9 protein-coding genes and 1 pseudogene are annotated in these 14,418 nt (G+C 69.6%); 7 read left to right on the plus strand and 3 right to left on the minus strand.

All coding sequences use genetic code 11. The features are described from left to right. Positions 1 to 27: 27 nt before the first annotated feature. Entirely contained in the window at positions 28 to 684 is a 657-nt protein-coding gene (locus AB0D85_RS44900) for an ATP-binding protein (RefSeq protein ID WP_362334702.1), read from the plus strand. A gap of 223 nt (positions 685 to 907) precedes the next feature. Further along, positions 908 to 1,723, plus strand: coding sequence for a class I SAM-dependent methyltransferase (locus tag AB0D85_RS44905; protein WP_362334931.1), 816 nt, complete (start codon positions 908 to 910; stop codon positions 1,721 to 1,723). Between the two features lie 246 nt (positions 1,724 to 1,969). On the opposite strand, the gene AB0D85_RS44910 is transcribed toward AB0D85_RS44905, so the two are convergent. The 3 genes and pseudogenes from AB0D85_RS44910 to AB0D85_RS44920 all read right to left on the minus strand — a co-directional run bounded on the left by AB0D85_RS44910 (position 1,970) and on the right by AB0D85_RS44920 (position 4,104). After that, entirely contained in the window at positions 1,970 to 2,491 is a 522-nt protein-coding gene (locus AB0D85_RS44910) for an SMI1/KNR4 family protein (RefSeq protein ID WP_362334705.1), read from the minus strand. Positions 2,492 to 2,860: 369 nt separating this feature from the next. Further along, positions 2,861 to 3,567 (minus strand): annotated as a pseudogene (locus tag AB0D85_RS44915) (transposase). Between the two features lie 33 nt (positions 3,568 to 3,600). After that, positions 3,601 to 4,104: a hypothetical protein gene (locus AB0D85_RS44920; RefSeq protein ID WP_362334708.1), complete on the minus strand. Its 504-nt coding sequence runs from the start codon at positions 4,102 to 4,104 to the stop codon at positions 3,601 to 3,603. A 586-nt stretch (positions 4,105 to 4,690) separates the two neighbouring features. Here AB0D85_RS44920 and AB0D85_RS44925 point away from each other — a divergent pair. The 5 genes from AB0D85_RS44925 (at position 4,691) to AB0D85_RS44945 (ending at position 14,411) form a co-directional block, all read left to right on the plus strand. After that, positions 4,691 to 6,991 carry a glycoside hydrolase family 3 C-terminal domain-containing protein gene (locus AB0D85_RS44925; protein ID WP_362334711.1) on the plus strand — a complete coding sequence of 767 codons (2,301 nt, stop codon included), beginning with the start codon at positions 4,691 to 4,693 and terminating at the stop codon, positions 6,989 to 6,991. Between the two features lie 146 nt (positions 6,992 to 7,137). Then, on the plus strand, positions 7,138 to 8,118 hold the full coding sequence (locus tag AB0D85_RS44930) for a LacI family DNA-binding transcriptional regulator (RefSeq protein WP_362334715.1): 981 nt from the start codon (positions 7,138 to 7,140) through the stop codon (positions 8,116 to 8,118). Between the two features lie 201 nt (positions 8,119 to 8,319). Continuing rightward, positions 8,320 to 9,798, plus strand: coding sequence for an MFS transporter (locus tag AB0D85_RS44935; RefSeq protein ID WP_362334719.1), 1,479 nt, complete (start codon positions 8,320 to 8,322; stop codon positions 9,796 to 9,798). Positions 9,799 to 9,832: 34 nt separating this feature from the next. Continuing rightward, positions 9,833 to 12,283, plus strand: coding sequence for a glycoside hydrolase family 2 TIM barrel-domain containing protein (locus tag AB0D85_RS44940; RefSeq protein ID WP_362334722.1), 2,451 nt, complete (start codon positions 9,833 to 9,835; stop codon positions 12,281 to 12,283). A 31-nt stretch (positions 12,284 to 12,314) separates the two neighbouring features. Further along, the gene (locus tag AB0D85_RS44945) at positions 12,315 to 14,411 is read left to right on the plus strand and encodes a hypothetical protein (RefSeq protein ID WP_362334725.1); all 2,097 of its coding nucleotides are present in this window, start codon (positions 12,315 to 12,317) and stop codon (positions 14,409 to 14,411) included. The last annotated feature ends 7 nt before the right edge of the window (positions 14,412 to 14,418 follow it).

Consider the following 14,418-nt stretch of genomic DNA (forward strand, 5'->3'; position numbering starts at 1 on the left):
CTACGACCAGTCGACCAGGCATGCCGGATGCTGCGGCTGCCGACCATTCGGGCCCAGTTCCCCGAACTGGCCGAAGCCGCCGCTCGTGACCAGATGTCGTATCGCGGTTTCCTCGCCGAACTGCTGATGGCCGAGTGCGACGATAGAGCCCGCCGCCGTCCGGAACGGCGGACCAAAGCCGCCCAGTTCCCACGCGAGAAATCGCTGCGGGCCTTCGACTTCGAGGCGAACCCCAGCGTGGATCCGGCGGTCATCCACACCCTGGCGACCTGCGAGTGGGTCAAGAAGGGTCTGCCGCTCTGCCTGATCGGTGACTCGGGCACCGGCAATTCGCGCCTGCTGATCGCGCTGGGCACCGAAGCCGCGATGGCCGGCTGCCGGGTCCGCTACGCACTCGCCATCGGATTCGTCAACGAGCTGGTCGAGGCCGCAGACAAGAAGGTACTGACCAAGACCATCGCCCGCCACGGCCGCATTCTGACCGAACGCGAGGAGAAGAACGGCGTCGCCATCGCCTCGAACGAGAGTTTCAGCGGCTGGACCAAAACCTTCACCGACCCCCGGCTCTGCGCGGCCATCGTCGACCGGCTCGCCTTCGGCGGCAATCTCACCCAAACCGGCACCGAATCCTACCGCCTGGCCCTTACCCAGGCCCGGGTCACCGCACACGACGCCTCCGGCTGACGTCGCACCACCAAGCCCTTCATCGGCGGGAGCCGCATTTGTCGGCTCAGGAAGCCGTCAAGGGGAAGGCGCCTGTTCTTGCCCGTCATGACCAGTGCGGCGAGTGTGCGCGCATGACCGGCTGGCCGCGCATGAATCTGGCTCCACTCATCAGCTCTCCTTGGAATCGATCATCTAGGCTGACGCGGTGACTGATGAGCAGGAGCGGGTGCAGCCGTCGGGAGTGTGGGCCACGGCGGTGGGGGTGGCCCGGGTGCGGGCGCTGGAGACCGAGCGGGAGAACGCGCTGTTCCGTGACCCACTGGCACAGGCCTTCGCTGCCGCCGGCGGCCTGTGGCCCTCCTCGCCGCCGCTGCCCGATGACGAGGCCGCGCGCCGCCGCCGGCTGGCTGTGTCGTTCTCCATCGTCATCAGGACCAAGTTCCTCGACGACCTGTTGCAGCAGGCCTCCGCGTCCGGGGTCCGGCAGGTCGTGCTGCTCGGCGCCGGCATGGACAGCCGGGCCTTCCGGATGGACTGGCCCGAGGGCACCCGGCTCTTCGAGGTCGACACTTCCGCCCCACTGGATTTCAAGGCGTCGGTGCTGCGGCAGGAGCGGGCCGTCGCACGCTGCGAGCGGATCACCGTCGCGGTGGATCTGCGTGAGGACTGGCCGGGCGCGCTGGCCGCCGCGGGGCACGACCCGGCGGTGCCGACCGTGTGGATCGCCGAAGGACTGCTGATCTATCTGCCCGAGGACGCGGTGGAACTGCTGCTGGCCCGGATCAGCGCGCAGTCGGCGGCAGGCAGTCGGATGGGGCTGACGTTGGGCTCGCGCGGCGTGATCGAGCGCTTCGGCGCGGACGCCGTGCCAGGATCGGCGGCGTCCATGTGGGTCTCGGAGATGCCCGACGACCCGGTGGGCTGGCTGGCCGGGCACGGCTGGGAGGCCGACAGCCACACCCTGCGCGAGCGCGCTGCCGCCTACGGCCGCCCGATCAGCACCCCGCCGCAGCGCGAGGAGCGACCCGGCGGACTGATCTCAGCGGTCCGCCGGTAGAGCGCCGCGTCCCGGTTCCCCACCGAGGACGTAAGTACCTGACCGGTGTCAGTTCTCATCGACATTCTCTGGCCCTGTGATCATCAAGTGCTGCCCGGACTCGGTGATAAACGGTGTCGCATGTCAGTTACGAAGCCAGGTGGCGGTGTCGACGTGCGACACTGGCGCGGGCGGTGGGAACGATCAGAAGCCTTCAGGTACGTCGGTGCCAGTGCGGCAAGGCACTCACCCGACCCGTATCACGGTTCAGCTCAGCGGTTCGAAGAACGGGCGATCGGGCGCGAAGTTGCGAGAACACACCGTCACGTCCTCACCCCTGAGGTAAGCCAGCAACCACTCACCGAATGTCATCTCATGGAGCACCCAGGCCGGGCTGTCAAGCTCCTGGACCAAGACGCGCCAGGGCGAGGAGGGGCTGTCGGGAACACGGAGGAAAACCCATTCCCCCGTCGTGGCCGACGCCACCGGCATCAGCTCACCGGGGTTCGCCCCTGCCGGACTCGGCAGGTACTCCACCATGTCTTCCTCGCGGAAAAGCTCGAGATCACCCCGGATGGATTCCCTCAGATTGTGCAGAAGATGGCTGGCGGGGTGCTCAAGATACAGTTGATTGTTGATCTGGACCGAACCGTAGGCATCCACGATCTCGCGAAAGTCCGCCGGGAATTCGATTCCGAACTCCCTGACCATTTCGCTCCACGGTGCCGGATCTGTCCAGTTGAATCCGGGTTCACCCAACAAGGCTCGGATCTCTGCAAGCATTGCCATCACTTGCCCCCTTCTGGCATGTCGAGCCGATGCCGGGGTCCGTACATGGGTACGACCGAAATGAACAGGCCGTTGTTCCCGTACAGGGTCTTCCATCCCAAGGCTTCCGCCTTGCTCGCCATCCGAGCATTCGGTTTGGCATTCAAAGCCACCAAGTTGCGGACATCCTTACCAGCACCCTCGCCCCGATAACCTATCAGGTGGCCGGCCTACGGCCCTCCGCCTCCTGCTCTGTTCTCTCCCATTCCGTCCGGCTCGACGGACGGCTCGCATTCGGGGCACTTCGGCCAACCGCCGGCTCCAGTCCGCGACCTGCGATCACTCTTGGCGAAGAATGCGATGGCATCGCACGCACTCCTGCGCCCGTCGTCATCGTCGTCTCCGGCACAGCCACCGGTGGACACACAGACGGCCGCCAAGGGCGAGGTTGTGCAGGCGGGCAATTCCACTCATCGCGTGATGGACGCAGTTGTCCTTCAAGCGGTAGTCGCAGAGGATCTTGCAGGTCTTCATGCGGGCGAAGGCGTGCTCGACACGGGCGCTGGCCTGGCGGTGGGAGGTGTTGTGCTCTTGCTTCCAGGCGGGCAGGTCGTTCTGCCCGCACTTGCGGTGGTGCGGCCGACGGCGTCCTTGGCTCCGGACAGTGCCCACGCCTTGCAGTCGTTGCGGTTTCCGGGCAACGGTCGGCCGACCACGACGACGAGCCGGGTGTCGGCGTCGATGGCGACCTGGTGGTTGGTGAGGTAGCGATAGTTCTTCGACTGCTCGGCCACCGTGTGGTCGCGGGTGGGGACCAGGGTTCCGTCCACAATGAGCACGGTGCCCTTGCGGAACCGCCTGCGGGGCTTGAGCGCGAGCAGGGGGCCGAGGTGGCTGATGATGCGGTCAGCCGCGGATTTTGAGGCGCCGAACAGCGGTACGGGCTGCCGCAGCGTCAAGTTGGTCCGCCTGTAAGCCGCGACCAGCAGTACCCGGTCCTCCAGCGGCAGGCTCCACGGCCGGCCTCCGCGGACCGCCTCAGCTCCTTCGTGCCGCAGTTGTGCCACCAACGTGCCGAAACGGCGGAAGCCTCACATGGATCCCCCAGGTGTCAGCGTTCTGACGAGAACCTATCCTGCCCAGATTTCTGGCCCCTGCTTGACGATGACAAGTCCACGAGCCCGGTCGGATGGCCAGAGATCTACCTGATACAGGAAGTGGTCGCCGGGGCCGCCATTGCTGTCGGACGGCGGTGGTCCGGCTGGAACGTAGGAGACCCGAACACGTAGCAATCCAGCGGGAACAGTCAGGCTCGGCCCGTCGCCGGGATCGGTCCCAGGGCTGGACATGGTGAGCTGACCGGTTGGCGCGTCAAGGTCGGTCTCCACGATGTGCTCGGCCGTCGGATCCGTCGTCGGCGCGGAGGTGTGAACGGTGATCAGCGACTCGACCATGTCGTCCCGAGCTGTGCCGACGGAGATCGAGTGCGGTTCAACGCCGATGCGATGGACGTAGACCGCTTCTTTCGTCCAGCCGGCGGGTGCCAGGTCCGGGTCCGTCGCGTGTTCGGCGATCCACACGTCGTAGGGGTCAAGGTCCTGGACGTAGAACTGCCCGTGATCGGCGTCGATCACGAATCTCAGTGAAGCATCAGACACTGGCGCAGACTATCGAAGCCGATGGCGGCTGCTGAGGCGAGTGCTTCCAACTGGTCAGCCCGAGGCAGACCAGGAAGCAGGGGCAGACTCCTGCGGAATCACCACCTCGATCGCCCAGCCGATCACGAGCCACAGGAGCGATACCAGACGCATTTGCAGGACAGTCCTGAGCAGCCGAGCCCGAGTGGGCCTTCAAGGTCGACTTGGCGGTGGGCGCGGTGATCTTGATGGCATGGGCGCGGATCGCCGCGCGGCGGCCAGGGCGACGGCCGCAGCCGTTGCCGCCGCCCTGGCTGCCGCTGCTGCTTCCGCCGCCCCGGCCCGCGCTGGCCGAGCCGCTCCCCCTAGTGTCCCTGCACGAGCCGGCGCGCCCACGTCCTCCTGCGGGAGGAGCCTCGGCTACGGCCCACGGATGACTCTCCGCCCAGCTCCGCCCGGCAGCCTTGTTCACCGTCGGTTCTCCGGTTAGGGTCCACGGACGCGCGCCACTGACGCGCGTCAGTAGAGCCGCCATCGCAATCCGCGCCGGGGCCCGGCCACCATGACCTCGAAGGATGCACGCATGCCTGAGATCGACATGCCTGAGATCGACCTGTCCCGTCTGTCCCTGGAGCAGAAAGCCGCACTGCTGTCGGGACAGGACTTCTGGTCCACTCACCCGCTGGAGGACGTCGGTCTCCCCTCCGTCGTCCTGACCGACGGTCCGCACGGAGTCCGCCGCCAGGTCGGGGAGTTCGACCACATGGGGATCTACGAGAGCCTGCCCTCCACCTGCTTCCCGCCCGCGGTGGCCGTGGGCAGCAGCTGGGACCCGGAGGTCGCCCGCCGCATCGGGGCCGCGGTCGGGCGCGAGGCCCGCGCGCTCGGCGTCCACGTCGTCCTCGGCCCCGGTGTGAACATCAAGCGGTCGCCGCTGTGCGGGCGCAACTTCGAGTACTACTCCGAGGACCCGTTGCTGTCCGGGCACCTCGGTGCGGCGCACGTGCGCGGCCAGCAGGAGCAGGGGGTGGGCGCCTCGCTGAAACACTTCGCGGTCAACAACCAGGAGACCGACCGGATGCGGGTCAGCGCCGACGTCGACGAGCGCACGCTGCGCGAGATCTATCTGCCGGCCTTCGAGCACATCGTGACCGAGGCCGCCCCGGCCACGGTGATGGCCGCCTACAACCAGGTCAACGGCGTGCACGCCGCGCAGAACCGGTGGCTGCTGACCGAGGTGCTGCGCGAGGAGTGGGGGTTCACCGGTGCGGTGGTGTCCGACTGGGGCGCGGTCCACGACCCGGTGGCGTCCGTGCGCGCGGGGCTGGACCTGGAGATGCCCGGTCCCTCCCCCGAGAACGCCCGACGCATCGTGGACGCCGTGCGCGACGGCGAGCTGGACGAATGCGTGGTCGACATGGCCGTACGACGGATTCTGGCCCTGGCCGGTCTCGCGGGCGAAAAGTCCGACGAGCCCGACAAGACCAACAAATCCGACGAGCTCGACGGGTTCGACGCCGACGCCCACCACCGGCTGGCCCGCGAACTGGCGGCCGAGTGCGCCGTCCTGCTGAGGAACGACGACAGCACCCTGCCCCTCACATCCGCTCAACGGATCGCTGTCGTCGGTGAGTTCGCGGCCGCTCCACGCTATCAGGCGGGCGGCAGCTCGCATCTCAACCCGACCCGGCTCGACAACGCGCTGGACGCGATCCGGGAGTTGGCCGCCGCGCAAGGCAGCACGGTGGAGTTCGCGCCCGGCTTCACGCCGGACGGTTCCGGTGACGCCGTGGCGCTGCGGGAGGCCGCGGTGGCCGTCGCCCGTTCCTCGGACGTGGCCGTCGTCTTCGCCGGGCTCGCGGAGAGCGCGGAGTCCGAGGGGTTCGACCGGGACGACCTGCGCCTCCCGGCCGTACAGGTCGAACTGATCCGTGCCGTCGCCGCGGCGGCGGCCCGTACGGTCGTGGTGCTGTCCAACGGCGGCATCGTCTCGCTGGAGGGCTGGCACGACGAGGTCGACGCGATCCTGGAAGGGTTTCTGCTCGGGCAGGGCGGCGGGGGTGCGATCGCCGACCTGCTGTTCGGCGAGGCCAGCCCGTCGGGCCGCCTCGCGGAGACGATTCCGCTGCGCCTGGAGGACAACCCGAGCTTCGTGAACTTCCCCGGCGAGCAGGGCCATGTCCGCTACGGGGAGGGCGTCATGGTGGGCTACCGCTGGTACGGGACGACGGGCGCACCCGTGCGCTACCCGTTCGGGCACGGCCTGTCCTACACCACCTTCACGGTCGGCGACCTGGCCGTGGAGACCACCGGCGACGACTCGGCCCGCGTCTCGCTCACCGTCACCAACACCGGCGCCCGCGCGGGCAAGCACGTCGTGCAGGTCTACGTGGCCACCAAGGCGGGACCGGTGCGACGGCCCGCGCGCGAGCTGCGCGCCTTCACCAAGGTCCACCTCGCACCCGGCGAGTCGCGGACGATCGGCCTTGACCTCGGCCGCCGCGCCTTCGCCCACTACGACGTCCAGGACGGCGGCTGGGCGGTCGCGCCCGGCGAGTACCTCGTCCAGATCGGCGAGAACGCGGCCACAGTGATCGCCGAGGCGTCCGTCTCCCTCGCCGGAGACGTCGTGGCCCAGGAGCTGACCCTGGAGTCCACCTTCGGCGAGTGGATCGCCCACCCCGTCATCGGCTCCACCCTCCTCCAGGAGCTGACCGCCGCGCTCCCCGAGGACCAGGGCTCCAAGCTGGGCGACCGGCCGGAGCTGCTCCAGGCGGTGCGGGACGTACCGATGAAGAGGGTCGTGGGCCTGGTCGAGGGCGGCGCCCTGGACCGGACGCTGGAGCGCCTGATGGAGCGCACCCGTGTCGTCGGCCGCCGCTGAGCCGCCTGGACTGATGCGCGTCAGTGACGGAGTCGCGGGACGCGTATCATCGGGGTGCCTGCCGACACCTCGGCAGGTGGCGGGCAGGGCGCGAGGGGCGGGACGCGCGCGCCGGCGCGCCGACGGTTCGGACGGATCAGAGGGTCATGACACGCCCCGCGAAACGGATCACCAGCGCCGATGTCGCCGAGGCGGCCGGTGTCTCGCGCACCACCGTCAGCTACGTGCTCAACAACCGGCCCGGGCAGACGATCCCGGAGGAGACCAGGAAGCGGGTGCTGGCCGCCGCCGAACGTCTCCAGTACCGGCCGCACGCCTCCGCCCGCGCGCTGGCCGCCGGCCGCAGCGACATCGTGCTGCTGTCCATTCCCGATCTGCCCATCGGCCCGAGCATCAGCCGCTTCGTGGAGGAGCTGACCGTCGCCCTCGCCGAGCACGGCCTGACCCTGGTCACCCACCTGGAGGCCGAGCGCGGCCGACCCTTGCCGGACGTGTGCGCCACCGTCGGCGCCTCGGCGGTGCTCGGGTTCGAGGGCTTCGACGAGGCGACCGTCGAGGCCCTGCACGGACTCGGGGTGCGGGTCGTGCTGCCGCCGACCGACGCCCACCTGTCCGCCATGCCGCCGCTGGGCCGCATGCAGGCCGAGCATCTGATCGGCCGCGGTCACCGCCGGATCGGCTATCTGCTGCCCTCGCCCGCGCGATTCCGCCGTATGGGCGAGGAACGCCTCCAGGGCGTGGCCGAGGCGTGCGCGGACGCGGGCATCGCGCCGCCGCTCGCGCTCGGCGCCGCCGACCTGGAGATCGCCCCGCTGGCCCGTGTGGTGAGGCGGTGGCAGGACGAGGAGGTCACCGGGGTGTGCGCGTTCAACGACGAGCACGCCATCGCCCTGCTCGCCGCCATGCGCCAGATGGAGCTGACCGCGCCGGACGACCTCGCGATCGTCGGGGCCGACGACATCCCCATGGCCCGCTTCGCGGCGCCCCCGCTCTCCACGGTCTACTTCGACCTCCAGGAGGCGGGCAAGCACCGTGCGGAGGCCGTGGCGGCCGGTCTGACCGGCCGGCGCATGGTCCTGGGCGGACCCGGTGCCAGTCTGCGGCTGGTCCAGCGCCTCTCCTCCTGACACCGACCGGCGTTATCAGCTCGTTACCTTCCGGCATCTTGCCGCCGTGGGCGCACTGATGTTTTCTACTTTCGCGCGTCACTGATGCGCATCACTAACCCAAAGTGATCGAAAGAATCCGAACCCCCTTCCCCACTCCCCATCGACAGCGAGCCGTCACGCTCCGACTGAAACGTTTCACAGAGCCGCGAAAGGCACCCCATGTCATCCACCGAGACCTCCCTCGGCACCGCACAGGCCGAGAAGACAGGCTTCTCCTCCCGGCATCTCCTCGCGCTCGTCGCCCTGCTGTGGACCGTCGCGCTGAACCCCGTCGCGGGGCTGCTCGCCGGAAACTCGCAGGCCGAGGTGGCCGTCCACTTCCGCACCACGCAGATCGCGTGGTTCACGCTGGGCTCCGCACTGCTCGGCACCTTCCTGACGCCGTTCGCCATGAAGGCCGCCGCGATGTACGGCAAGAAGCGCGTCCTGGTCGTCGCCACCGCCGTCGGTCTGCTCGGCGACGCGATCGCCGCCTTCGCCACCGACTACTCGACGCTGATCGCCGGACGCGTCCTCGCCGGCGCCTACGGGGCCACGGTGTTCATCGCCTACGCCCTGGCCCGCGACATCTTCCCGCGCCGACTGGTCGGCACGGCCAGCGGCGTCCTGGCCGCCAGCATCGGCCTGGTGGGCCTCGGCGGGCCGTTCCTGTCGGCCTGGCTGATCGACCACCACGGCTTCCGTGGCGCCCTGTGGTTCATCGTCGCCTCCACCACCGTGTGCCTGCTGCTCCAGCTGCTGTGCGTGCCCGAGAGCCCGGTCCGGGAAGCGGCCCGCCGGATGGACTGGATCGGCGGACTGCTGCTCGGCGGCGGGCTCAGCTCGATCGTCTACGGCATCGGTGAGGGCTCCGCCTGGGGCTGGTCCAGCGGCAGGACCCTGACCTGGATCGGCCTCGGCGCCCTCGCGGTGCTGCTGTTCCTCCCCTACGAGTCCCGCGCCGCCGACCCGCTGCTCCCGCTGCCACTGATCAGGCGCCGCCGGGTCTGGACCGTCTTCCTGGCCACCTCGGTGGGCGCCGGCGCCACCTTCGCCGTCGGCACCGTCACCATGCTCCTGACCCTCATGCCGCACATCCCGACGATGTCCGACGGCCTGGGCTGGTCCGTCACCAAGAGCGCCACCGTCCAGTCACCGATCAGCGTCCTGGTGATCGCCACGGCGGTCCTCACCGGTTGGCTCGCCCGTCGTGTCGACACCCGGATCCTGCTCGCCGTCGGTGGCGCCCTGACCACCGCCGGATACGCCGTCGCCTCCCAACTCCACACGGAGGTCTGGCACTTCGTTCTTCTGGGCGTGATCTCCGGTCCGGGCATGGGCCTCGTGGTCTCCGTGCTGCCGATCATGGTCATCGAGTCGGTGGCACCCGAGGAGCAGGCCCTCGCCAACGGCTCCCAGTGGCTGGTCCAGAGCGTGATCCAGGTGATCGTCAGCCAGCTGGTCTTCACGGTGATGGCCCAGGACGGCGTCGTCATGAAGGGCACGCAGTTCTACCTCGACGGCGGCTTCACGAACGGCTTCCTGCTGGTCGCCGGAGCGTGCGCCCTCGGTGCCGTGCTGGTGGCGCTCATCCCCAAGGCCCACCGCGTCGACGCGGCCGAAGCGGGCCACGCGGTCGAAGCAGGCCAGGCGGCCTGAACCTCCCCTCTCCCGAACACACCAAAGGCAGGCAATGATCCGCACCTCCTTCAACGACGACTGGCAGACCCGGCGCAAGGTCAACCCCTTCGCCGAACTGTCCGGCCCCGTGGCCCCGTTCGAGCCGGTCACGCTCCCGCACGACGCGATGATCGGCCAGGACCGGGTCGCCCCGGACGGCGAGGTGACCATGGAGGGAGGTGCGGGCGCCTACTTCCCCGGTGGCGTCTTCGAGTACCGCAAGACGTTCTTCGTCCCGGAGGACCTGCGCGGCAGACGCGTCCAGTTCGAGTTCGAGGGCGTCTACCGGGATGCCACCGTCCACATCAACGGCGACTACGCCGGTCAACGTCCCTACGGATACTCACAGTTCATCGTCGACGCGGACCCCTTCCTGCGCTACGGCGCCGACAACGAGATCCGCGTCGAGGCCCGCGCCCACCAGGACTCCCGCTGGTACACCGGCGCCGGCGTCTACCGCCCCGTCTGGATGCTCACCGGCGACCTGGTGCGCATCGTCCCGGACGGCATCCGCGTCACCACGCTCGACGTCGAGGGCGAGCGGGCGGTGGTCGAGGTCGCCACCCGGGTGTGCAACGACTCGATCGCGATCCGCACCCTGGACGTCGCGGTGAACCTGCGCGACTCCTCGGGGAACACCGTGACCGGCGACGCCACCAAGGTCACCGTGCTGCCGGGCGAGGACGCCGTCGTCCGTTCCCGTCTGTACGTGCGGGAGCCGGGCCTGTGGGACGTGGACAGCCCCCGGCTGTACGGCTGCCAGGTCGCGTTGAGCTTCGAGGGCGAACCGGTGGACAGCGACGGCACGGCGTTCGGGATCCGCTCGCTCCGCCTCGACCCCGAGCAGGGGCTGCGACTCAACGGCCGTACGGTCAAACTGCGCGGGGCGTGCGTCCACCACGACAACGGCCCGCTCGGTGCGGCCACTTACGCCCGCGCCGAGGAGCGGCGGGTGCAGCTCCTGAAGGACGCCGGCTTCAACGCGATCCGGATGTCCCACAACCCGATGAGCCGGGCCATGCTCGACGCATGTGACCGCCTCGGCATGCTCGTGGTCGACGAGACCTTCGACGTGTGGACGTCCGCCAAGAACGGCTTCGACTACAGCCTGCACTTCCCCGAGTGGTGGGAGCGCGATGTCGAGGCGATGGTCGCCAAGGACTACAACCACCCCAGCGTCATCATGTACTCGATCGGCAACGAGATCCCCGAGACCGGGTCGGCGGTCGGCGCCGCATGGGGACGCAGACTCGCCGAGAAGGTCCGTTCCCTCGATTCCACGCGCTATGTCACCAACGCCGTCAACGGCTTCCTCGCCGTGATGTCCGAACTGGCCGCCCTGCGTGCACAGCAGAACCAGGACTCCGCGGCGGGCGGGGGAATCAACTCCCAGATGGCCGACGCGGGCGACATGATCAACTACGTCAGCGCCTCCGACCTGGTCACCCGGCGCACCGCCGAGTCCTTCGCCGTCCTGGACGTCGCCGGGATGAACTACGCCGAGGCCCGCTACGCCCTCGACCGTGAACTGTTCCCGAACCGGATCATCCTGGGCACCGAGACCTTCCCCACCCGCATCGACGGCAACTGGAAGCTGGTGCGGGAACACGGGCACGTCATCGGCGACTTCACCTGGACCGGCTGGGACTACCTCGGCGAAGTGGGCATCGGCCGCCCCCAGTTCGCGACGCCGGAGAACCCGCGCCCCGAACACACCGCCCCCTTCCCCCACCTCCTCGCGGGCTGCGGCGACCTCGACATCACCGGACACCGGCGGCCCGCCTCCTACTACCGCGAGATCGTCTTCGGCCTGCGCACCGAGCCCTACATCGCCGTCCGACGCCCCGAGAACCACGGCCTGACTCCCATCGGCGGCCCCTGGGCCTGGAGCGACTCGATCGCGAGCTGGACCTGGCCCGGCTGGGAGGGCAAACCGATCACCGTCGAGGTGTACTCCGACGCCGACGAGGTCGAACTCCTCGGCAACGGCAACTCCTTCGGCCGTCGGCCGGTCGGCGCGGAGCACCGCTTCCGTACCGAGTTCGAGGTCGTGTACGTCCCCGGGGAGCTGGTCGCCGTCGCCTACCGGGACGGCGTCGAGACCGGTCGCACCAGCCTCCGGTGGGCCAACGGTCCTGTACGGCTGACCGCCGAGGCCGACCGTCCGGTCATCCAGGCGAGCGGCGGCGACCTCGCCTACGTCACCTTCGCCCTCGCCGACGCCGACGGCACCCTGCACACCGCCGCCGACCGCCCGGTCTCCGTCGAGGTCTCCGGCTCCGGGGAACTGGTCGGCTTCGGCAGTGCCGCCCCCGCGTCGGAGGAACGCTTCGGCGCGAGCGAACGGCGCACCTACGAGGGCCGCGCCCTGGCCGTCGTACGACCCACCGGCACCGGGAAGATCCGCGTCCTGGCGACCGCCCCGGGCTGTGAGCCGGTCGAAGCCATCATCACCGTCGAATGAAGCCCAAGCACCGTCGCATAAGGAAAACCCGTTGATCGACAGGAAATCGCTGGTCCGCCGGCACACCGTCCGGCTGACCGAGTCGAACGCCGCCCACGTCCTCACCGTCGGCAATGGCGACTTCGCCTACTCGTGCGACATCACCGGCATGCAGTCGTTCCCGGCGTACCACGACCAGGGCGCCGCGATGGCGGAACGCCGGCTCGCCGTGAACACCGCGACGATGAGCACCTGGGGCTGGCACGCCATGCCCAACCCCGAGGGCTTCACCCTCCCGGACGCCATGTCCGAGCACAACACGGCCCGGGGGAAGGTGAGTTACCCCGACAGGTTCGGGATCGCCGCGATGATGGGCGGCGACCTGCCCGAGGAGATGCGCCCCGGAGCCTGGCTCAGCGCCAACCCGCAACGCCTCGACCTCGGCCATGTCGGCCTCCTGCTGCGCCCCGCCCCCGGTGCCGAGCCCGAGACCGGCCCCGACGCCCTGCGGGACACCGAACAGTGCCTGGACCTGTGGACCGGGACGATCAGCAGCCGCTTCACCTACGCCGACCACGAGACGGCGGTCACCACCGTCGCCGACCCGCACCGGGCCCGCGTCGCCTTCCGGATCGAGTCCGAACTGCTCGCCGACGGCCTGGCCGGCGTGGTGATCCGCTTCCCCTACGCGAGTGACGGCTTCTTCCAGACGAGCGACTGGACTTCGCCGGAGCGCCACCGCACCGAGCTCGACCAGGTCACCGGCACCGGGTGCGTCCTGCGCCGGACCCTCGACGACACCACGTACACCGTCCGGCTCACCTGGTCGGCCGGTGTCGTACGACCGACGGAGAACCCGCACGAATACCTGCTGACCACGGACTCGGACACGCTCGAACTCGTCGCATCCTTCTCCCCCGAGGGCGAAGTCCCGTCCGCTGAAGGCGACTTCACCGCACTCGCGGCGGGCTCGGCCGCATGGTGGGAGGACTTCTGGACCTCCGGCGCCGCGATCGACCTCACCGGCAGCACCGATCCGCGCGCCGCCGAGCTGGAGCGACGGGTGGTGCTCTCGCAGTACCTCACGGCGGTCAACTGCTCCGGCACCCTGCCGCCGCAGGAGACCGGGCTGATCACCAACTCCTGGCACGGCAAGCACCACTTGGAGATGCACTGGTGGCACGCGGCCCACTTCGCCGCCTGGGGCCGCCCCGAACTCCTCGAACGCAGCCTCGACTGGTACCTGTCCATCCTTCCCGAGGCCCGTGCCACCGCCCGCCGTCAACGCTACGAGGGGGCACGCTGGCCCAAGCAGACCGGCCCCGACGGCCGCGAAAGCCCCTCGGACATCGGGGTGTTCCTGCTCTGGCAGCAGCCCCACCCCCTCTACCTCCTCGAACTGCTGCACCGGGCCCGCCCCGAGAGCGACCTGGTGTCGCGTTTCGCCGAACTCGTAGAGGACACCGCCGCGTTCATGGCCTCCTTCGTCGAGGAACGCGACGGCACCTACCACCTGCCGGCGCCGCTGGTCCCCGCCCAGGAGTTCTACGACGCGACGACCACCGAGGACCCGACCTTCGAACTCGCCTACTGGTGGTGGGGGTTGGAGATCGCCCAGCGCTGGCGCGAGCGGGCCGGACGCGAACGGGACAAGCAGTGGCAGCGCGTCCAGGACGGGCTGGCCCTCCCCCACCGGCGCGACGGCGTGTACACGGCCGTCGCCACCGAGCCGTATCTGCGCCGCGACGACCACCCCGCGCTGCTGTGCGCCCTCGGCTTCGTCCCGGAGACCCCGCTCGTCGACCCGGCGGTCATGACCGCGACGCTCCAGGACGTCCTGGACGACTGGGAGTGGAACAGCGCCTGGGGCTGGGACTTCCCGGTGATGGCGATGACCGCGACCCGCGTCGGCCGCCCCGACCTCGCCGTGGACGCCCTGCTCATGCAGACCCCGAAGAACCACTACCTCCCCACCGGGCACACCCCCCAGATCGGCAGCCTCCTGCCGGTCTACCTCCCCTCCAACGGCTCCCTCCTCACGGCCGTCTCCCTCATGGCGGCCGGCTGGGACGGAGCGGACGGCCCGTGTCCCGGCTTCCCCGCGGAGGGGTGGTCGGTACGGCACGAGGGCTTCGTTCCGTGGCCGTGAGCCGGGC

Origin of the sequence: Streptomyces sp. NPDC048277 (assembly GCF_040652235.1) — a bacterium.
Taxonomy (GTDB): Bacteria; Actinomycetota; Actinomycetes; order Streptomycetales; family Streptomycetaceae; genus Streptomyces.